Annotated in this window: 19 protein-coding genes; 12 read left to right on the top strand and 7 right to left on the bottom strand. The window is 56.7% G+C overall.

The genetic code is table 11. From position 1 onward, the window contains the following. Positions 1-7: 7 nt before the first annotated feature. The 4 genes from ABLV04_RS14025 to tldD all read left to right on the top strand — a co-directional run bounded on the left by ABLV04_RS14025 (position 8) and on the right by tldD (position 7430). On the top strand, positions 8-589 hold the full coding sequence (locus ABLV04_RS14025) for a nucleoside triphosphate pyrophosphatase (protein WP_023291155.1): 582 nt from the start codon (positions 8-10) through the stop codon (positions 587-589). 2 nt (positions 590-591) lie between these two features. Beyond that, positions 592-2061, top strand: a complete 1470-nt coding sequence (gene rng / locus ABLV04_RS14020) for a ribonuclease G (protein ID WP_004206239.1) — start codon at positions 592-594, stop codon at positions 2059-2061. Between the two features lie 37 nt (positions 2062-2098). Next, positions 2099-5896: an AsmA2 domain-containing protein YhdP gene (gene yhdP, locus ABLV04_RS14015; RefSeq protein ID WP_180266265.1), complete on the top strand. Its 3798-nt coding sequence runs from the start codon at positions 2099-2101 to the stop codon at positions 5894-5896. Between the two features lie 88 nt (positions 5897-5984). Continuing rightward, a complete protein-coding gene (gene tldD, locus ABLV04_RS14010) occupies positions 5985-7430 on the top strand; it encodes a metalloprotease TldD (protein ID WP_004206236.1) in 1446 nt (481 codons plus the stop codon). 35 nt (positions 7431-7465) lie between these two features. On the opposite strand, the gene aaeR is transcribed toward tldD, so the two are convergent. Then, positions 7466-8395, bottom strand: a complete 930-nt coding sequence (gene aaeR / locus ABLV04_RS14005) for an HTH-type transcriptional activator AaeR (protein ID WP_002918641.1) — start codon at positions 8393-8395, stop codon at positions 7466-7468. A gap of 131 nt (positions 8396-8526) precedes the next feature. Here aaeR and aaeX point away from each other — a divergent pair, with 131 nt between their 5' ends. From aaeX to ABLV04_RS13985, 4 genes are all read left to right on the top strand, one after another. After that, the gene (gene aaeX, locus ABLV04_RS14000; RefSeq protein ID WP_002918640.1) at positions 8527-8730 is read left to right on the top strand and encodes a p-hydroxybenzoic acid efflux pump operon protein AaeX; all 204 of its coding nucleotides are present in this window, start codon (positions 8527-8529) and stop codon (positions 8728-8730) included. A 7-nt stretch (positions 8731-8737) separates the two neighbouring features. Further along, entirely contained in the window at positions 8738-9670 is a 933-nt protein-coding gene (gene aaeA / locus ABLV04_RS13995) for a p-hydroxybenzoic acid efflux pump subunit AaeA (protein WP_023291152.1), read from the top strand. 5 nt (positions 9671-9675) lie between these two features. Continuing rightward, positions 9676-11643, top strand: a complete 1968-nt coding sequence (aaeB, locus tag ABLV04_RS13990; RefSeq protein ID WP_023291151.1) for a p-hydroxybenzoic acid efflux pump subunit AaeB — start codon at positions 9676-9678, stop codon at positions 11641-11643. A 79-nt stretch (positions 11644-11722) separates the two neighbouring features. Next, a complete protein-coding gene (locus ABLV04_RS13985; protein ID WP_002918629.1) occupies positions 11723-11998 on the top strand; it encodes a barstar family protein in 276 nt (91 codons plus the stop codon). A 50-nt stretch (positions 11999-12048) separates the two neighbouring features. On the opposite strand, the gene yhcN-B is transcribed toward ABLV04_RS13985, so the two are convergent. The 3 genes from yhcN-B to argR all read right to left on the bottom strand — a co-directional run bounded on the left by yhcN-B (position 12049) and on the right by argR (position 13525). Next, complete coding sequence (gene yhcN-B / locus ABLV04_RS13980) at positions 12049-12315, bottom strand: DUF1471 family stress response protein YhcN-B (protein WP_002918627.1); 267 nt, start codon at positions 12313-12315, stop codon at positions 12049-12051. Positions 12316-12415: 100 nt separating this feature from the next. Then, positions 12416-12679: a peroxide/acid stress response protein YhcN gene (gene yhcN, locus ABLV04_RS13975; protein WP_017899932.1), complete on the bottom strand. Its 264-nt coding sequence runs from the start codon at positions 12677-12679 to the stop codon at positions 12416-12418. Positions 12680-13054: 375 nt separating this feature from the next. Next, positions 13055-13525, bottom strand: a complete 471-nt coding sequence (argR, locus tag ABLV04_RS13970; protein ID WP_002918625.1) for a transcriptional regulator ArgR — start codon at positions 13523-13525, stop codon at positions 13055-13057. Positions 13526-13939: 414 nt separating this feature from the next. On the opposite strand from argR, the gene mdh reads away from it, so the two are divergent. Then, entirely contained in the window at positions 13940-14878 is a 939-nt protein-coding gene (gene mdh / locus ABLV04_RS13965; RefSeq protein ID WP_117132943.1) for a malate dehydrogenase, read from the top strand. Between the two features lie 136 nt (positions 14879-15014). Here the strand turns inward: mdh and degS are convergent, their stop codons facing one another. From degS to zapG, 3 genes are all read right to left on the bottom strand, one after another. Further along, complete coding sequence (degS, locus tag ABLV04_RS13960) at positions 15015-16073, bottom strand: outer membrane-stress sensor serine endopeptidase DegS (RefSeq protein WP_002918568.1); 1059 nt, start codon at positions 16071-16073, stop codon at positions 15015-15017. 87 nt (positions 16074-16160) lie between these two features. Then, positions 16161-17528 carry a serine endoprotease DegQ gene (gene degQ, locus ABLV04_RS13955; RefSeq protein ID WP_178945075.1) on the bottom strand — a complete coding sequence of 456 codons (1368 nt, stop codon included), beginning with the start codon at positions 17526-17528 and terminating at the stop codon, positions 16161-16163. A 174-nt stretch (positions 17529-17702) separates the two neighbouring features. After that, positions 17703-18101, bottom strand: a complete 399-nt coding sequence (zapG, locus tag ABLV04_RS13950; RefSeq protein WP_012540461.1) for a Z-ring associated protein ZapG — start codon at positions 18099-18101, stop codon at positions 17703-17705. Positions 18102-18291: 190 nt separating this feature from the next. On the opposite strand from zapG, the gene zapE reads away from it, so the two are divergent. The 3 genes from zapE (at position 18292) to rpsI (ending at position 20522) form a co-directional block, all read left to right on the top strand. Further along, positions 18292-19419: a cell division protein ZapE gene (gene zapE, locus ABLV04_RS13945; protein ID WP_023291141.1), complete on the top strand. Its 1128-nt coding sequence runs from the start codon at positions 18292-18294 to the stop codon at positions 19417-19419. 266 nt (positions 19420-19685) lie between these two features. Next, positions 19686-20114: a 50S ribosomal protein L13 gene (gene rplM / locus ABLV04_RS13940; protein ID WP_002918559.1), complete on the top strand. Its 429-nt coding sequence runs from the start codon at positions 19686-19688 to the stop codon at positions 20112-20114. 15 nt (positions 20115-20129) lie between these two features. Continuing rightward, positions 20130-20522 (top strand): 30S ribosomal protein S9, encoded by a 393-nt coding sequence (gene rpsI, locus ABLV04_RS13935; RefSeq protein ID WP_000829818.1) that lies wholly within the window; start codon positions 20130-20132, stop codon positions 20520-20522. Positions 20523-20532: the final 10 nt, after the last annotated feature.

Below are 20532 nucleotides of genomic sequence, written 5' to 3'. Positions count from 1 at the left end.
GGTTGATATGACAACTCTGTATCTTGCTTCTGGTTCCCCGCGTCGGCAGGAACTGCTGACTCAGCTTGGTCTCGCGTTTGAGCGTCTGGTTCCTGGTATCGAGGAGCAGCGCCAGCCGCAGGAGAGCGCGCAGCACTATGTCGTGCGCCTGGCGCGCGAAAAGGCGCAGGCCGGAGTGGCGCTGGCATCGCGGGATTTGCCGGTTTTGGGAGCGGATACGATTGTTATTTTGAACGGCGAAGTGCTGGAAAAACCGCGCGACGCCGAACACGCTGCAGCGATGCTGCGCCTGCTTTCCGGCCAAACCCATCAGGTCATGACCGCGGTGGCGCTGGCGGATAAGCAGCAGACGCTGGATTGTCTGGTGGTCACGGAAGTGACCTTCCGGCCGCTCAGCGAGCAGGATATCGCCGATTATGTGGCCAGCGGCGAGCCTTTAGATAAAGCAGGTGCATACGGTATTCAAGGGTTGGGTGGCTGTTTCGTCAGGAAGATTAATGGCAGCTATCACGCCGTAGTCGGCTTACCGCTGGTGGAAACGTATGAGTTGCTCAGTAACTTTAACTCACTGCGTAAAGAAAAGGGATAAAGATGACGGCTGAATTATTAGTGAACGTAACGCCATCCGAAACGCGCGTTGCGTATATTGATGGCGGTATTCTGCAGGAAATCCATATTGAGCGTGAAGCGCGACGCGGAATAGTAGGCAATATCTACAAAGGTCGTGTTAGCCGAGTGCTGCCGGGAATGCAGGCGGCTTTTGTAGATATTGGTCTGGATAAGGCGGCGTTCCTCCACGCCTCCGATATCATGCCGCATACCGAGTGCGTTGCCGGTGAGGAGCAAAAGCAGTTTACCGTGCGCGATATTTCGGAGCTGGTGCGCCAGGGCCAGGACCTGATGGTCCAGGTGGTTAAAGATCCGCTCGGTACCAAAGGCGCGCGTCTGACCACCGATATTACCCTGCCTTCCCGCTATCTGGTCTTTATGCCGGGCGCCTCCCACGTGGGGGTCTCTCAGCGCATTGAAAGCGAAGCCGAGCGCGAGCGGCTGAAAAAGGTCGTGGCAGAGTACTGCGACGAGCAGGGCGGATTTATCATTCGCACCGCCGCGGAAGGCGTTCACGAGCAAGAGATGGCCGCCGATGCCGCCTATCTTAAGCGCGTATGGACCAAGGTGATGGAGCGCAAAAAGCGCAACCAGACCCGCTATCAGCTGTACGGCGAGCTGGCCCTGGCTCAGCGCGTGCTGCGTGATTTTGCCGACGCGCATCTCGACCGGATTCGCGTTGACTCGCGGCTGACCTACGAGGCGCTGCTCGAATTTACCGCCGAATATATCCCGGAAATGACCAGCAAGCTGGAACACTACAGCGGCCGTCAGCCGATATTCGATCTCTTTGACGTTGAGAACGAAATTCAGCGCGCGCTGGAGCGTAAAGTCGAGCTCAAGTCCGGGGGGTATCTGATCATCGACCAGACCGAGGCGATGACCACCATCGATATCAACACCGGGGCGTTTGTTGGGCACCGCAATCTTGACGATACTATCTTCAATACCAATATCGAAGCCACCCAGGCGATAGCCCGCCAGCTGCGTTTACGTAATCTCGGCGGCATTATCATCATTGATTTCATCGACATGAACAATGAAGACCATCGCCGGCGGGTGTTGCACTCCCTGGAGCAGGCCCTCAGTAAAGACCGGGTGAAGACCAGCATCAACGGTTTCTCCCAGTTGGGTCTGGTGGAGATGACCCGTAAACGCACCCGCGAAAGCGTGGAGCATGTGCTGTGCAACGAATGCCCGACCTGCCACGGACGCGGAACGGTAAAGTCCGTGGAAACGGTATGCTATGAGATTATGCGTGAGATCGTTCGCGTGCATCATGCTTATGATTCCGATCGCTTCCTGGTCTATGCTTCCCCTGCGGTGGCGGAAACCCTGAAAGGGGAAGAGTCGCATGCGCTGGCGGAAGTGGAGATCTTTGTCGGCAAGCAGGTGAAGGTACAAATTGAGCCGCTCTATAATCAAGAGCAGTTCGATGTGGTTATGATGTAAGACACTGCGTCATTGTGCGGCTGACAAGGAGAGAGGCGTGAGGCGACTGCCCGGGATTTTATTGCTCACCGTGGCAACACTGATTGTTATCGTCGCGCTGCTGGTGAGTGGCTTGCGTCTCGTGTTGCCACAGCTCGATGCCTGGCGTCCGCAGCTGCTGGAGAAGATCTCCTCTCTCACCGGCACGCCGGTGGATGCCTCGCAGATCGCAGCCAGCTGGCAAACTTTTGGCCCAACATTAGATGTCCGCGATATTCATGTCGGGCTGAAAGATGGCGGGACAATGGCGGTCAAGCGCGTGACCCTGGCGCTGGACGTCTGGCAGAGTCTGTTGCATATGCGCTGGCAGTTTCGCGATCTCACCTTCTGGCAGCTGCAGATCCATACCAATACCCCTATTCAGACCAATGACGGCGGCGAAAGCCTGAAAACCGACCGCGTCAGCGATCTCTTTTTACGTCAGTTCGACCACTTTACTCTGCGCGACAGTCATCTGAGCTTCCTGACTATTTCCGGTCAGCGGGCGGAGCTGGCGGTCCCGCAGCTGACCTGGCTTAACGGCAGGAACCGTCACCGCGCCGAGGGGCAGCTCAGCCTTTCCAGTCTCACCGGCCAGCATGGCGTCATGCAGGTGCGGATGGATCTCCGCGATGAGGATGGCCTGCTGAACAAAGGCCGGGTCTGGCTGCAGGCTGACGATATTGACGTCAAGCCCTGGCTGGGCCGCTGGATGCAGGACAATATCGCCCTGAAAAGCGCCCGCTTCAGCCTCGAAGGCTGGATGACCATTGAAAAAGGCGATGTGGCCAGCGGCGACGTATGGCTTAAAAAAGGGGGCGCCAGCTGGCAGGGGGATAGCGAGGTTCATCACCTGTCAGTGGATAACCTGACGGCGCATCTCTCCCATGACAAGCAGAGCTGGGGCTTCTACATTCCCGATACGCGGATTGCGATCGACGATAAACCCTGGCCAAGCGGCGCGCTGGCGATGGCGTGGATCCCAGCGCAGGATGTCGGTGGCGACGGTCATCAGCGTAGTGATGAATTACGTATTCGCGCCAGCAACTTAGCCCTCAGCGGTCTGAGCGGACTGCAGCCGTTTGCCGATAAGCTGGCGCCTTCATTGGGCGAACTCTGGCGCACCACGCAGCCCAGCGGCAAAATCAACCTGCTGGCTCTCGATATTCCCCTGCAGGCGACGGAGAAAACGCGCTTTCAGGCGCAGTGGAGCGATCTGGCGTGGAAGCAGTGGAAGCTCCTGCCGGGAGCGGAACACTTTTCCGGCAGCCTGAATGGCAGCGTTGAGCATGGGGAACTGCGCGCGCGCATGACGAAGGCGCTGATGCCGTATGCCGGTGTTTTCCGGGCCCCGCTGGAGATCGCCGCTGGCGAAGCCACCCTCAGCTGGGTGAAAAATGACAAAGGGTTTATGCTTGATGGCCGCGATATTGACGTGCAGGCGACGGGGGTACGCGCCCGCGGCGGCTTCCGCTATCTGCAACCGCAGGGGGACGATCCCTGGCTGGGTATTCTGGCGGGGATCAGCACCAACGATGGCGGCCAGGCGTGGCGTTACTTCCCGGAAAACCTGATGGGCAAAGCGCTGGTGGACTATCTCAGCGGCGCGATAAAAGCCGGACAGGCACGCGATGCGACGCTGGTGTATGGCGGCAACCCACATCTGTTCCCGTATCCGCACAACGAAGGACAGTTCCAGGTTTACGTCCCGCTGAAGAATGCCACTTTCGCTTTTCAACCGGACTGGCCGGCGCTGACCGGGTTGAATATCGACCTTAATTTTATCAACAGCGGCCTGTGGATGCGGGTGGAGAAAGCGATGCTCGGCAACGTGACCGCCAGCAATCTCGATGCCGCGATCCCGGATTATGCGCAGGAAAAACTGCTGATTGATGCCGATATCAAAGGCCCGGGGAAAGAGGTGGGACCTTATTTCAACACCACGCCGCTGAAAGAGACCCTGGGAGCGGCGCTGGATTCCCTGCAGCTGGATGGTGATGTAAGCGCTCGCTTACATCTGAACATTCCCCTCGATGGCGAAATGACCACCGCGAAAGGCGATGTGCATCTGCAGAATAACAATCTGTTTATCAAACCGTTAGATACCACGCTGCAGAATCTGAGCGGTAATTTCAGCTTTGTGAATGGCGATCTTAATAGTCAAACGTTGAGCGCGACCTGGTTTAATCAGCCGCTGAACCTCAATTTTTCCACCCGCGAAGGCGAAAAAGCGTTTCTGGTGGATGTCGGGATGAACGCCAGCTGGCAACCGTCGCGCACCGGGCTGCTGCCGAAAGCGGTTAATGAGGCGCTGAGCGGTAGCGTTCCGTGGGAGGGTAAAGTCGCTATCGAACTGCCGTACCATGGCAATGCCAGCTATAAGGTTGATATCAATGGCGATCTGAAGAATGTGAGCAGTCACTTACCTTCACCGGTCAACAAGCCCGCTGGCGAACCCCTGCCGGTCAAAATTAACGTTGCCGGCGGTCTGAGCAGCTTCGACCTGACCGGATCCGTTGGCGCGAAGAATCATATCAACAGCCGCTGGTTGCTGAACCGTAAGCTGACGCTGGACAGAGCGATCCTTACGACGGACAGCAAAGGACCCTCTCCGCTGCCCGACCAGCCCGGCGTTGAGCTCAATCTGCCGCCGATGGATGGCGCGCAGTGGCTGGCGCTGTTCCAGAAGGGTGCGGCGAATGAAGTCAGCAGCAGCGTCCTCTTTCCACCGCGCATTGTGCTGCGTACGCCGTCGCTGGCGCTGGCCGGCCAGCAATGGAACAACGTGAGTCTGATGTCGCAGCCGGTCACCGGCGGTTCACAGGTTGAGGCGCAGGGGCGCGAGATCAACGCCACCCTGACGATGCGCGACAATGCCCCGTGGCTGGCAAATGTGCGTTATCTCTATTTCAACCCGGCCAGCGCCAGCGGCAAGGGCGGAACGGAGAACGTGGCCCCGCAGGCGGAGACGCGGCTGGATTTCCACGGTTGGCCCGATCTGCAGCTGCGCTGCGCGGAATGCTGGCTGTGGGGGCAAAAATATGGCCGTATCGACGGCGATGTGGCGATCAAGGGCGATACCTTAACGCTCTCCAATGGCCTGGTGGATACCGGGTTTGGCAGGCTGACGACCGACGGCGTGTGGGTTAACGCCCCTTCCGGGGTGCGCACCTCGCTGAAAGGCAGACTGCATGGCAATAAAACGAATGAATTTGCGGATTTCTTTGGCGTTTCCACACCGGTGAAGGATTCGCCGTTTGATATCGACTACGATCTGCACTGGCGCGCGCCGCCCTGGTCACCCGATGTCGCGTCGCTCAATGGGATCATTAAAAGCCACCTCGGCAAGGGTCAGTTTACCGACCTGAGTACCGGACACGCAGGCCAGCTGCTGCGTTTGCTGAGCGTCGATGCCCTGCTGCGCAAACTGCGCTTCGACTTCAGCGATACCTTTAGCGAAGGATTTTACTTCGACTCGATTAACAGTACGGCCTGGATTAAGGATGGTGTACTGCATACCGATGATACGCTGGTGGATGGCCTGGAGGCGGACATTGCCATGAAAGGGTCGGTCGATCTGGTGCGTCGTCATCTGGACCTGCAGGCGGTGGTGGCGCCGGAGATCTCCGCGACCGTCGGCGTGGCGGCGGCCTTCGCCGTCAACCCGATTGTCGGCGCAGCGGTGTTTGCCGCCAGCAAGGTACTGGGGCCGCTGTGGAACAAAGTCTCGATACTGCGCTATCGCATCACCGGCCCGATTGACCAGCCGCAGATCAATGAAGTGCTGCGCCAGGCGCGCAGCAACAAAAAGCAATGATTTGACGATTGCCGGGAATTACCGCAATCTCAATAGATAGCCTTCTGTATTTCCGCCTGTCAGGCGGCAACAAACGAGTAGCATAACGATGAGTCTGAACCTGGTAAGTGAACAATTACTGTCGGCAAATGGCCTGAATCATCAGGACCTGTTTGCCATTCTTGGTCAACTGACCGAGCGCCGCCTCGATTACGGCGATCTCTATTTTCAGTCGAGCTATCACGAATCCTGGGTTCTGGAAGACAGCATCATTAAAGATGGGTCGTACAATATCGACCAGGGCGTAGGCGTGCGCGCCGTCAGCGGCGAAAAAACGGGCTTTGCCTACGCTGACCAGATCAGCAAGCTGGCGCTGGAGCAGAGCGCCCAGGCGGCGCGGACCATTGTGCGCGAGACTGGCAATGGCAAAGTACAGACCCTCGGCGCCGTAGAGCACAGCGCCCTCTATACCAGCATCGACCCGCTGCAGAGTATGAGCCGGGAAGAGAAGCTGGATATTCTCCGCCGGGTAGACAAAGTCGCCCGCGCGGCGGACCAGCGCGTGCAGGAGGTTTCGGCCAGCCTGAGCGGGGTCTATGAGCTGATTCTGGTGGCCGCCACCGACGGCACTCTGGCCGCCGACGTTCGTCCGCTGGTGCGCCTCTCGGTCAGCGTGCTGGTGGAAGAGGACGGCAAACGCGAGCGCGGCAGCAGCGGCGGCGGCGGGCGTTTTGGCTATGACTATTTCCTCGCCTCTCAGGAGGGCGAAGTACGGGCCGACGCCTGGGCGAAAGAAGCGGTGCGCATGGCGCTGGTTAACCTCTCGGCGGTCGCCGCCCCGGCGGGGATGCTGCCGGTGGTGCTCGGCGCCGGCTGGCCTGGCGTCCTGCTGCACGAAGCGGTCGGTCACGGCCTGGAAGGCGATTTCAACCGTCGCGGCACCTCGGTCTTTAGCGGCCATATGGGGGAATTAGTCGCCTCTGAGCTGTGCACCGTCGTGGACGACGGCACCATCGTCGACCGTCGTGGCTCGGTGGCCATCGATGACGAAGGCACGCCGGGTCAATACAATGTGCTGATCGAAAACGGCATCCTGAAAGGCTACATGCAGGATAAACTCAATGCGCGTCTGATGGGCGTCGCGCCGACCGGCAACGGCCGCCGTGAATCCTATGCCCATCTGCCGATGCCGCGTATGACCAACACCTATATGCTGGCGGGCCAGTCCACGCCGCAGGAGATTATCGAGTCGGTGGACTACGGTATCTTCGCGCCTAACTTCGGCGGCGGGCAGGTGGATATCACCTCCGGTAAGTTTGTCTTCTCCACCTCCGAGGCCTATCTGATCGAAAAAGGCAAGGTCACGAAGGCGGTGAAAGGCGCTACCCTGATCGGCTCCGGGATTGAGACTATGCAGCAGATTTCGATGGTGGGTAACGATCTGCGTCTGGATAACGGCGTCGGCGTCTGTGGCAAAGAGGGCCAGAGCGTGCCGGTGGGCGTTGGCCAGCCGACCCTGAAGGTCGATAACCTCACCGTCGGCGGCACTGCCTGATCCTGAGCGGGTTCCCGGCGTCGCCGGGAACCGCTTCAGCGGGCGATCCCTCTGCCGTGCATCCCCTGATAGATCTTCGCCACGTCGACAAAATACTCCGTCAGATAATTGATACAGACCTGCACTTTCAGCGGCAGTTTATCCTTTTCGGTGTACAGGGCGTAGACCGGACGCGGATCGGACTGGTAGCTCGGCAGCAGGATCTCAAGCTCACCGCGATTGATCTCTTCGATCGCCCACATCAACGGCACATAGGCGATACCCACCCCTGCGGTCAGCCAGCGCACCAGCGTCATGGGGTCATTGGTCACAAAGCGCCCCTGCGGGGTCAGGCGGGTTGAGATCCCTTCCGGCGCGATAATGACAAACTCATTGTCCGGCCGCACGCTATATTCCAGCCAGGCATGCCCGGCAAGATCGGCCGGTTTCTCAGGATTGCCAGCCTGCGCCAGATAGCTTTTCGCGGCGCATAACACCATCGGCATTGAGCCCAGACGGCGGGAAAAAAGACTGGAATCCTGCAGGGCGCCCACGCGGATCACCACGTCAAGACCGTCGGCGATCAGGTCCGGCGCAGGTATGCCGGTGACCAGATTGACGGAGAGCCCGGGGTATTCTTTCAGCATTTTCGCCGTTATGCGCGCCAGAACATTCTGTGCCATAGTTGAAGAGCAGCCGATACGCAGCGTTCCGATGGGGGTGTTGTTAAATGCGTATAATTGCTCATGGACATCCTGTGCTTCAAACAGCATCCTACGGCAGCCCTGATAGTAAATTTTACCCGCTTCCGTTAAGCCAAGGCTGCGGGTGCTGCGGTTGAGCAGCTTCACCTGCAGTTCATCTTCCAGTTTGGCGACGGTCTGACTGATCGAAGAAACGCTCATCTGAAGCTGGCGGGCCGCTGCGGTGAAGGAACCTAATTCGACCACTTTGGCGAAAACGGACATGCGCTTTAATCGTTCCATTATTCACTCTGGCTTAAAAGTGATTTAGATCACACATTGTAGATAATGCGGCAATCGTTACGTTAATATATTGTTAGCTACATAATAAACGCATCTGCTCACTACCTGTACGCTTCTTATTCAAGGTCATCATGAGTCTGTTTCCTGTCATCGTGATTTTCGGCTTATCGTTTCCGCCGATCTTCTTCGAGTTGCTTTTGTCGCTGGCCATCTTCTGGCTGGTGCACCGATTGCTGGTTCCGACCGGCATTTACGATTTTGTCTGGCACCCTGCACTGTTTAATACGGCGCTATATTGCTGCCTTTTTTATTTGATATCGCGCTTGTTCGTTTGAGGTTGATGTGAAAACACTAACAAGAAATATCCTCCGTACCGCTATTACCGTGATACTGGTCATTTTGGCCTTCGTGGCGATTTTCCGCGCCTGGGTTTACTACACCGCCTCGCCGTGGACGCGGGATGCGCGCTTTAGCGCCGACATTGTGGCCATTGCTCCCGACGTCTCCGGGCTGATTTCCCAGGTAAACGTCAAGGATAACCAACTGGTTAAGAAAGACCAGGTATTGTTCGTTATTGACCAACCCCGTTACCAAAAAGCGCTGGCGCAGGCGGAAGCCGATGTCGCCTACTACCAGACCTTAGCCCAGGAAAAACGTGTCGAAGCCGGTCGGCGTAATAAGCTTGGCGTCCAGGCGATGTCGCGGGAAGAGATTGACCAGGCGAACAACGTGCTGCAGACCGTTGAGCATCAGCTGGCGAAAGCGGTGGCCAGCCGCGACCTGGCCAGACTGGACCTGCAGCGCACAGAGATTCGCGCCCCCGCTGATGGCTGGGTGACCAACCTTAACGTCTATACCGGGGAATTTATCACTCGCGGCTCCACGGCGGTGGCGCTGGTGAAAGAGAATACATTTTACGTCATGGCCTATCTGGAAGAGACCAAACTGGAAGGCGTCCGCCCTGGATACCGGGCGGAAATTACCCCGCTTGGCAGCAGCAAAACCATTAAAGGCACGGTGGACAGTATCGCTGCGGGGGTAACCAACGCCAGCAGCAGCAGCGACTCGAAAGGGATGGCTTCGGTGGATTCCAACCTTGAATGGGTGCGTCTGGCGCAGCGTGTGCCGGTTCGTATTCGCCTTGACCACCAGCAGGGGAATCTGTGGCCATCGGGCACGACGGCGACGGTGGTGATCACCGGTAAAGAAGACCGTGATACCAGCCAGGCCAACTTCTTCCAGAAACTGGCTATGCGCCTGCGCGAATTCGGTTAATCGCTATGGGGACATATACTATTGCTCCCCAGCATCTCCGCTTTGCTATTAAGCTTGCATGCGCGGTGGTGTTGGCGCTGTTCGTCGGCTTCCATTTTCAGCTCGAAACGCCGCGCTGGGCGGTGCTGACCGCGGCGATTGTCGCCGCTGGCCCGGCCTTTGCCGCCGGGGGAGAGCCGTACTCCGGCGCGATCCGCTATCGCGGCATGTTGCGTATTGCCGGGACCTTTATTGGCTGTATTGCGGCGCTGGTCATCATCATCCTGATGATCCGCGCCCCTCTGCTGATGATGCTGGTCTGCTGCCTGTGGGCCGGGTTTTGTACCTGGGTTTCGTCGCTGGTCAAGGTCGAAAACTCCTATGCCTGGGGGCTGGCCGGATACACCGCGCTGATTATCATTATTACCATCCACACCGATCCGATGCTGGCGCCGCAGTTTGCCGTTGAGCGCTGCAGCGAAATCGTCATCGGGATTGTCAGCGCCATCGTCGCCGATCTGCTGTTCTCCCCGCGTTCGATTAAAAAAGAGATCGACCTTGAACTGGATAACCTGCTGATTGCGCAGTATAAGCTGATGCAGTTATGCGTTGCGCACGGCGAAAAAGATGAAGTGGATCAGGCCTGGGGAGCGCTGGTGCGTCGCACCACGGCGCTGGAAGGAATGCGCAGTAACCTGATTATGGAGTCCTCTCGCTGGGCTAAGGCGAATCAACGCCTGAAGGCGATCAATACCCTCTCGCTAACGCTTATCACCCAGGCTTGCGAAACCTACCTGATTCAGAACTCGCGCCCGGAAATGGTGACGGACGACTACCGCGAGCTGTTCGCTGAGCCGGTTGAGACGGTGCAGGATGTTCACCAGCAGCTGAAGCGTATGCGTCGCTTCCTGACCTGGAAAGGCGAGCATAATACGCCGGTCACCATCTACAGCTGGGTAGGCGCAGCCACCCGTTACCTGCTGCTTAAGCGTGGCGTGGTGGGCAACACCAAAATCAGCCGCATCGAAGACGGTGTATTGCGCGGCGAAACGGTGGTTAAAGTGGAGTCCGCCGAGCGTCACCACGCGATGGTGAACTTCTGGCGTACCTCTGTCTCCTGTATCCTTGGGACGCTGTTCTGGCTGTGGACGGGCTGGACCTCAGGCAGCGGCGCAATGGTGATGATTGCCGTGGTTACCGCGCTGGCGATGCGCTTGCCTAACCCGCGAATGGTGGCGATAGACTTTCTCTACGGTACTCTGGCGGCGTTACCGCTGGGTACCCTGTACTTTCTGGTGATCATGCCGGCGACGCAGCAGAGTATGCTGTTGCTTTGTATCAGCCTGGCGGCGATGGCGTTTTTTATCGGTATCGAAGTGCAGAAAAGGCGCCTCGGATCGCTGGGGGCGCTGGCGAGCACCATCAACATTCTGGTGCTGGATAACCCGATGCAGTTCCAGTTCAGTCAGTTCCTCGATAGCGCGCTGGGGCAGATCGTCGGTTGTTTCCTCGCCCTGATGGTTATTCTCATTGTCAGGGATAACTCCCGGGCAAGAACCGGTCGGGTGCTGCTGAACCAGTTTGTCTCCGCGGCGGTCTCTTCGCTGACCACCAACTCGGCGCGTCGCAAAGAGAATCATCTGCCCGCGCTCTATCAGCAGCTGTTTTTATTGCTCAACAAATTCCCCGGCGATGTCGCTCGTTTCCGACTGGCGTTGACGTTAATCATTGCCCACCAGCGCCTGCGCGATGCGCCCGTGCCGGTGAATGAGGATCTGTCGGCGTTCCATCGCCAGCTGCGACGTACCGCGGATCATGTAATCTCCGCCGGGAGCGATGATAAGCGTCGGCGCTATTTTACCCGGCTGCTGGCGGAGCTTGATGTTTATCAGGAGAAGCTGCGGGTCTGGGAGGCTTCGCCACAGGTGACCGAGCCGGTACGGCGACTGGTTGAGATGTTGCACAAGTACCAGCATGTGCTGACCAGCAGTTAACCCATAAACCGACGCCCAGGCGTCGGTTTTTTTATCGCTATACTTAACGGCGACAGGAAGAGAAGCGGGAGGGGCTGCCATGACCACCTATACGTTTGATTTTGACGAAATCGCCGAGCAACAGGATTTCTACCGGGAGTTTTCCCGCACCTTCGAGCTGGCACAGGATAAGGTCAACAACCTTGATTCGCTATGGGACGCGGTGACCGGTGGGCTGCTGCCGCTGCCGCTGGACATTGAGTTCATCCATTTAAATGACAAGCAGCGTCGGCGCTTTGGGGCGTTAATTTTATTATTTGATGAAGCAGAGGAAGAGCTGGAGGGGGAGTTACGTTTTAACGCCCGGCAGGCATAAAAAAGCCCCCGGCAGGCGGGGGCAAGTCGTCGAAATAAGACGACGAGGGTTTATTTGTACAGCTCAGCGGTGGCGTGCCAGCTATCGCCGGTACGTGCTTCAATAATACGGTAGCTGCTGGCGCCTTCTTTCTCGGCTTTAGCGGCCAGTTCCTGACGCATGTCCATTGGCGCACTACCTACCTGGGAAACCGAGATGGTGCCCATGGACTGCAGGTTCTGGGCTTGCTCAGCGTTCACTTGCTGAACGGCCGCGCTAGCGCCGAAAGAGAGAAGAGAAGCCAGGCCAAGGGATGCGATGATCATTGCGCGTTTCATAATCTTTACTCCAGTCTTTGTTTTGCCGCGGCGGGGCGATGAATGAGGCCGGGCCGCGGTAGAGAATTTTTTGTCGGGTTAATCGTTGACGATCTAAAACTTATTTATACAGCTCAGCAGTGGCATGCCAGTGGTCGCCAGTGCGGGCTTCGATAATGCGGTAAGAAGAAGCCCCTTCTTCCTGCGCTTTTTTGTTCAGCATTTCATGCATATCCATCGGGGAAGAGGCTACCGCGCCGACGGAAACTGTACCGATGGCCTCGCGGCCCTGGGCTTGCTCGCTGTTGATAACATCAGCGGCGAAAGCGCCAAACGACATGACGGACAGGATGCTGAGAGCTGCTACAGTGGTTTTGATTTTCATGATGTTCACCTCGTCGAATCTTTTTGTTGAGGGTCTTTGTTTCGTGACCCTCATCACAAAAACAAGTATACACTAATCACCAAAAATATTAATACCATGCTAATTGTTTTGTGCGTTAATAGTTACAATAAATTACGCTTTTTATAACCGATAAGAATTAAAAATGACGAGTCACAGACAGAGATAAGTTTTATTTCTAATAAAATCATAAAGGTATAAGATTTTGATCTTTCGTGCGTTTTAGGCGTTTCCCTTACGTAAAAGAACGTATAGACAGGCTAAATCACACGAAATGTTAAATTTTTGTTGAGTTAAAAGGGGGGAGAGGGAGAGAAGAGGGGGAATCACCCTCTGACGGTTGCCAGAGGGGAATGCTCAGAGTTCCTGTTCGAACAGCACCAGGATAGCGTCGTGCAGATCTTTCACTGTGAAACCGCGCGCTGGCGTGGTGAAGATGGTGTCATCCCCGGCGATGCTGCCAAGAATACCTTCCGCCTTGCCCAGCGAGTCGAGAAGACGGGCGATCAGCTGCGCTGCCCCGGGGCTGGTGTGAATCACCACGACGGCATCGTTATAGTCGATATCCAGCACCAGATTTTTCAGCGGGCTGGAGGTGGTCGGCACGCCAAGCTCGGCAGGCAGGCAATAGACCATTTCCATTTTGGCGTTACGGGTACGAACCGCGCCAAATTTGGTGAGCATGCGGGAAACCTTCGATTGGTTGATATTCTCGAAGCCTTCTTCCTGCAGCGCCTGGACGATCTCTCCTTGCGAGCTGAATTTCTCTTCTTTAAGCAGCGCTTTAAACGCTTTAACCAGTTCTTCTTGTTTTGCCGAACTTCGCATAAGTCACCCAGATTATGGTGGTAAAATCAACATCATTATGCATAACCGTGAATTTTTATGCAAATAATCCGCGAGGGGATAGGTCAATAATGTTATGAAGGGGGCATATTTTAGCAAAAAAACCGTATAAGGAACATGTTCTCATCACAACGCTTAAAGGCATGTAAAAGTAAATGAAATGTTATTGAGTTGGTGTTGTTTTGCGCAACTGGCTGGGTGTATTGTAACCAATAGTCGATCCGGTACTTCGCTTTGCTGGATGGTCAGTCAGGAAGCATAAAGTGCGCCGCTGTTCTATTGCTACGCACAATAATGCATTCTTCAGCCATAATCATTGTAATTGTTCATCTTGTGAATTAAGGTCCAGGCGACGGAATAACGAAAGACTAAATTAACCATAATAAGGAGTTTAGGATGAAAGTTGCAGTCCTTGGCGCTGCCGGTGGTATCGGCCAGGCGCTTGCCCTACTACTTAAGACCCAACTGCCTTCAGGTTCAGAGCTCTCGTTGTACGACATCGCTCCGGTTACGCCGGGCGTGGCGGTAGATCTAAGTCATATCCCCACAGATGTAAAAATTAAAGGATTTTCCGGTGAAGATGCTACCCCGGCGCTGGAAGGCGCTGATGTGGTGCTGATCTCCGCGGGCGTAGCGCGTAAGCCCGGCATGGATCGTTCCGACCTGTTTAATGTGAATGCAGGTATCGTTAAGAACCTCGTGCAGCAGATAGCCAAAACCTGCCCGCAGGCCTGCATCGGCATTATTACCAACCCGGTGAACACCACCGTGGCCATCGCCGCTGAAGTGCTGAAAAAAGCCGGCGTGTACGATAAAAACAAACTGTTCGGCGTGACTACGCTGGACATCATCCGCTCCAACACCTTTGTGGCGGAGCTGAAAGGTCAATCGGCAACCGAGGTGGAAGTCCCGGTTATTGGCGGTCACTCCGGGGTCACCATTCTGCCTTTACTGTCACAGATCCCGGGCGTCAGCTTTAGCGATCAGGAAGTGGCCGATCTGACTAAACGCATTCAAAACGCCGGTACCGAGGTCGTGGAAGCGAAAGCGGGCGGCGGGTCGGCGACCTTGTCGATGGGTCAGGCGGCTGCGCGCTTTGGCCTTTCTCTGGTTCGCGCCATGCAGGGAGAAAAAGACGTAGTGGAGTGCGCCTACGTGGAAGGCGACGGCCAGTATGCGCGTTTCTTCTCTCAGCCGCTGCTGCTGGGGAAAAATGGCGTAGAAGAGCGTCAGTCTATCGGCAAACTCAGCGCCTTTGAGCAGCAGGCGCTGGAAGGCATGCTGGACACCCTGAAGAAAGATATCGCGCTCGGCGAAGACTTCGTCAACAAGTAACCTCGCACGCTCAAAAAAGCCGGAACTGTTGTTCCGGCTTTTTATTGTCTTGCATTCATGATGACCGGGTTTCTGGTCAGATTCCCGGCCGGTCTGGTATTTAGCGATTAACGTGGCTCCCCAAACGGGGAGCCGCTTAGTTGGTGGCCGGGTATTCCTGGACGGCGATATGGAGCGTGATTTTCTTATCATCACGCATGATGACCACCGGAATTTCCGAACCCGGGCGGATCTCGGCCACCTGATCCATCGTCTCCAGCGCGGAGACCGCGGGTTTGTCATTCACGGAGATGATCACGTCGTTGGCGCGGATCCCCGCCTGCGCGGCCGGTCCGTCCGGTGCGACATCGTTAACGACGATCCCCTGGATCTGATCGATCCCGCCGCCCTGCGCGTGCAGCGGGGCGATCTCCCGGCCGCTAATGCCGATATAGCCGCGGATCACACGGCCATCCCGGATCAGCTTATCCATAATTTTGGTCGCTAACTGGAACGGGATCGCAAAGCCAATGCCTTCAGGCGTTTCGCCGTCGTTGCTCTTGTCAAAGGAGAGGGTGTTAATTCCCATCAGCTCGCCGAGGGAGTTCACCAGCGCCCCGCCGGAGTTACCGTGGTTGATCGAGGCGTCAGTCTGCAGGAAATTCTGGCGGCCGGTGGGGTTGAGGCCAATGCGCCCTGTGGCGCTGATGATCCCCTGGGTGATGGTCTGTCCCAGGTTATAGGGGTTGCCAATCGCCAGCACCACATCGCCGATGTGCGGCGTGCGTTTCGGGTTGATCGGGATCACCGGCAGCCCGCCGGTAGCGTTGATCTTCAGCACCGCGAGGTCGGTCAGGGAATCGGAGCCTACCAGCAGCGCTTCGAAGACCCGGCCGTCCTGCAGAGCGACGATAATCTGGTCGGCATCGTTAATCACATGCTTGTTGGTCAGGATATAGCCGCGCTGGTCCATGATCACCCCGGAGCCAAGCGTCAGCTGATTATGGCTGGTGCTGTTCAGGGCGCGGTTATAGACGTTCACTACGGCGGGCGCGGCGCGGCGTACGGCGGCGTTATAGCTCGCCGGGGAGTCGTCTGCCGTATCGTTCTGGGTGGTCGGCGCTAGCTGCCACTGGCGCAGCGAGGGCATCAGGGCCAACAGCAGGCCCCCGACAAGCAAACCGATGAGTACTGAACGTAATAACTTTCCAGGCATGATGCAGATATCGTTAATGAATGGTCAGGCGCAGCATAGCATGAGTTGTCCGGACATCGCACATGGCGGCGATGTCCGGGGAGACAATCAGCGCAGCAGCAGATAGATGCTTTCGTTGCCGCGGATCACGTTCAGGGCGATGACCGGCGGTTTGCCTTCGAGCACTTTGCGTAATTCGGCAATCGAATGAATACGCTCGCGGTTAAGGCCAATGATAATGTCATCCTTATGCAGGCCGACCTGGGCGGCGGCGCTGCCTTTATCGACATTATCGATCACCACCCCTTTGGTGCCATCTTTCATCTGACCGTCGCTGAACGAGGCACCCTGCAGAGCCGGGATAATCAGCTCAGCGCTGGCGGTGGAGGAGGTGCTCTTATCCAGCGTCACTTCGACATCGACCGGTTTTCCGTCGCGCAGCAGGCCCAGTTTGACTATGGTCCCCGGCTCGGTGGTGGCGATCCGCGAGCGCAGTTCGGCAAAACTATTCAGCGGCTTGCCGTTCAGGCTAACGATGACGTCGCCGGATTTGATCCCCGCTTTGGCGGACCCGGAGTTTGGCAGCACTTCACTGACGAAGGCGCCGCGCTGAACGTTGAGGTTCATCGCCTTGGCGATATCGGCGCTCATTTCCATGCCTTTAATGCCCAGCAGGCCGCGCTTGATTTCGCCAAACTGAATGAGCTGGTCGGCGAGGGTTTTCGCCATGTTGCTCGGGATGGCGAAGCCGATGCCGATGCTGCCGCCGCCCGGCGCCAGGATCGCGGTGTTGATCCCGATAAGCTCGCCGTTGAGGTTCAACAGCGCGCCGCCGGAGTTGCCGCGGTTGATGGAGGCATCGGTCTGGATGAAATTCTCCAGCCCTTCAAGGTTCAGGCCGCTGCGGCCAAGGGCAGAGATAATGCCGGAGGTGGCGGTCTGACCAAGACCGAACGGGTTGCCGACGGCGACGGCGAAGTCGCCGACGCGGAGTTTATCGGAGTCAGCAATGGCGATTTGCGTCAGGTTTGACGGCTTAATCAGCTGCAGCAGAGCAATGTCGCTCTGTTCATCGCTACCGACCAGTTTGGCATCAAATTCACGACCATCGTTCAGCTGGACGCTGATCTTCTGCGCCTGATTGATGACGTGGTTATTGGTCAGCACGTAGCCTTTCGCTGCGTCGATAATGACGCCGGAGCCAAGCCCTTCGAACGGCTGCGCCTGCTCTTGCGGGGCGTTATCGCCAAAATATTTCTTCAGCTCTTCCGGCATATTGAGCGTCGGCGAGGCAGTGCCTTCCACCTGGACGCTGACTACCGCCGGCAGGACCTTTTCCAGCATCGGCGCCAGGCTTGGTAACGCGCCCTGGCCGGGCACCTGAGTCGGTAAGGATGCTGCTGCCGGAGGCAGAACCGACAACGATAACCCAATGCTTAACGCTAACGCACTCAACAGCAAAGTCTGTTTCTTCATTAGATGCTGGCTCTCGTAACCTGAGGTGTATGGAAAAATGTCCTGAATAACCTGATGTTATTGAATTTTTGCGCAGGTAACAATGTGGGGACTGGTTTAAATTGTAGCCGGGAAGTGGGGGAAGGAGCGGGCGCGATGGGCGCGCCCGGAGAATATTTTATCAGAGGCGATTGTTTAATCGCGTTTTGCGCCACCGCGCAGTAATCCGGATGCGCCTTCGGAGTAGTCGCGCGGCATCTGGACCGGCGCCTGATCGTTGCTGGCTTCAGACTCTTCCAGGCGGTTGCGGAACGGGTTGGCGTCTGCCATGGAATCCGGCAGCAGGTTGTTAGAGCTTTTCGCCATATGCTGATACAGCTGACGGTAGTCGTGCGCCATGTTATCCAGCAGCTCGGCGCTGCGCGCAAAATGGCTGACCAGCTCTTCACGGTACTCTTCAAGCTCGGCTTTATTCTTTTCCAGTTCGAACTGCAGCGCCTGCTGCTGGCGCAGTTTGCGGTTGCCGAAACGCATGGCGACGGCACCAATGATGATACCGACGACTAACCCAATTAGCGCGTATTCCCAGGTCATGAACATCTCCCGTTGTATTGTGGTTCCGTAGGGTGGCTCTTAGGCTCTCCGCCTGCGCCCGATAGTGCCACTATAACCGCTAATTCCACAGAAGTGGAATCCTGGCGTATCATCGCGTAGTGTAGAACGGCCTTTTTTTCGTCAATCGTGAGCTTCGACATCACGGTTTTCAAGGAATAACAATTAGATCATGCAAAGCCTGTCTCCAACATCGCGTTACCTTTCAGCCCTGAAAGAGGGCAGCCATCAACCCGACGACGTCCAGCAAGAAGCGGTGAGCCGCCTCGATACCATTTACCAGGAACTGCAGACTCAGCCCGCGCCCGTCGCGTCAGGCGGCGGTTTGCGCGCGAAATTCGGCAAACTGCTGGGTAAGCGCGAACCAGCAGCCGAGGCGGCGCCCGTCCGCGGCCTGTATATGTGGGGCGGCGTGGGGCGGGGGAAAACCTGGCTGATGGACCTGTTTTACCAGAGCCTGCCGGGCGAGCGTAAGCAGCGCCTGCATTTCCATCGCTTTATGCTGCGGGTGCACGAAGAGCTGACCACCCTGCAGGGCCATAGCGACCCGCTGGACATTGTCGCCGACCGCTTTAAAGCGGAAACCGACGTGCTCTGTTTCGACGAGTTTTTTGTCTCCGATATAACCGACGCCATGCTGTTGGGCGGGCTGATGAAGGCCCTGTTCGCCCGCGGCATCACGCTGGTGGCGACCTCCAATATTCCGCCGGATGAGCTCTATCGCAATGGCCTGCAGCGCGCCCGTTTTCTGCCCGCTATCGACGCCATCAAGCAGCATTGCGATATTATGAACGTCGATGCCGGCATCGATTATCGCTTGCGTACCCTGACCCAGGCGCACCTGTGGCTGTCGCCGCTGAATAACGACACCCGCGAACAGATGGATAAACTGTGGCTGGCGCTGGCCGGCGCGCCGCGCGCTGCCGGGCCGACGCTGGAGATCAACCATCGCGAGCTGCCGACCCTCGGCGTGGAAAACCAGACGCTGGCGGCGTCGTTCGCCACGCTGTGCGTGGATGCCCGTAGCCAGCATGACTATATCGCGCTCTCCCGCCTGTTCCACACCGTGATGCTGTTCGATGTGCCGGTGATGACCGCGCAGCTGGAGAGCGAAGCCCGGCGCTTTATCGCCCTGGTGGATGAGTTCTATGAGCGCCACGTGAAGCTGGTGGTCAGCGCGGCGGTGCCGCTGTACGACATTTATCAGGGAGAGCGGCTGAAGTTTGAGTTTCAGCGCTGTCTGTCGCGTCTGCAGGAGATGCAGAGCGAAGAGTACCTCAAGCGCCCGCATATGCCCTGACAGGATACTTTTTCCCGGCGAATTCAGGGCCGCAGGGCCGCCCCGGGAGCTGCCTGAAAAATCTCATAAAGGGGTCGATCTTTGACCCCGACTTCTCTATAATCTTGCGACCCCACGTTACGAGAAGGTTTTTTTCCCGAAACTTTCTATGTGCCGGCATAGGCTATTCGAAGGGGTAGGTTTGCTGGACAATGTCGTGTGAACCTCAACTGACTAAACGTTTGGGTGTTCACCAACGTGTAACTTATTATTTGGGTAAGCTTTTAATGAAAACTTTTACAGCTAAACCAGAAACCGTAAAACGCGACTGGTATGTTGTTGACGCGACCGGTAAAACTCTGGGCCGTCTGGCTACTGAACTGGCTCGTCGCCTGCGCGGTAAGCACAAAGCGGAATACACTCCGCACGTTGATACCGGTGATTACATCATCGTTCTGAACGCAGAAAAAGTTGCTGTTACCGGCAACAAGCGCGAAGACAAAATGTACTACCACCACACCGGCCACATCGGTGGTATCAAAGAAGCGACCTTTGAAGAGATGATTGCCCGCCGTCCTGAGCGTGTGATTGAAATCGCGGTTAAAGGCATGCTGCCAAAAGGCCCGCTGGGTCGTGCTATGTACCGTAAACTGAAAGTTTACGCGGGTAACGAGCACAACCACGCGGCACAGCAACCGCAAGTTCTTGACATCTAATCGGGATTATAGGCAATGGCTGAAAATCAATACTACGGCACTGGTCGCCGCAAAAGTTCCGCAGCTCGCGTTTTCATCAAACCGGGCAACGGCAAAATCGTTATCAACCAGCGTTCTCTGGAACAGTACTTCGGTCGTGAAACTGCCCGCATGGTAGTTCGTCAGCCGCTGGAACTGGTCGACATGGTTGAGAAACTGGATCTGTACATCACTGTTAAAGGTGGTGGTATCTCTGGTCAGGCTGGTGCGATCCGTCACGGTATCACCCGCGCTCTGATGGAGTACGACGAGTCCCTGCGTTCTGAACTGCGTAAAGCTGGCTTCGTCACTCGTGACGCTCGTCAGGTTGAACGTAAGAAAGTCGGTCTGCGTAAAGCACGTCGTCGTCCGCAGTTCTCCAAACGTTAATTGTTTTCTG

Origin of the sequence: Klebsiella sp. JN_Kp127 (genome assembly GCF_040062505.1) — a bacterium.
Classification (GTDB): domain Bacteria; phylum Pseudomonadota; class Gammaproteobacteria; order Enterobacterales; family Enterobacteriaceae; genus Klebsiella; species Klebsiella quasipneumoniae.
The sequence above is the reverse complement of the archived record's forward strand: the minus strand, read 5'-3'. Positions and strand labels throughout refer to the sequence as shown.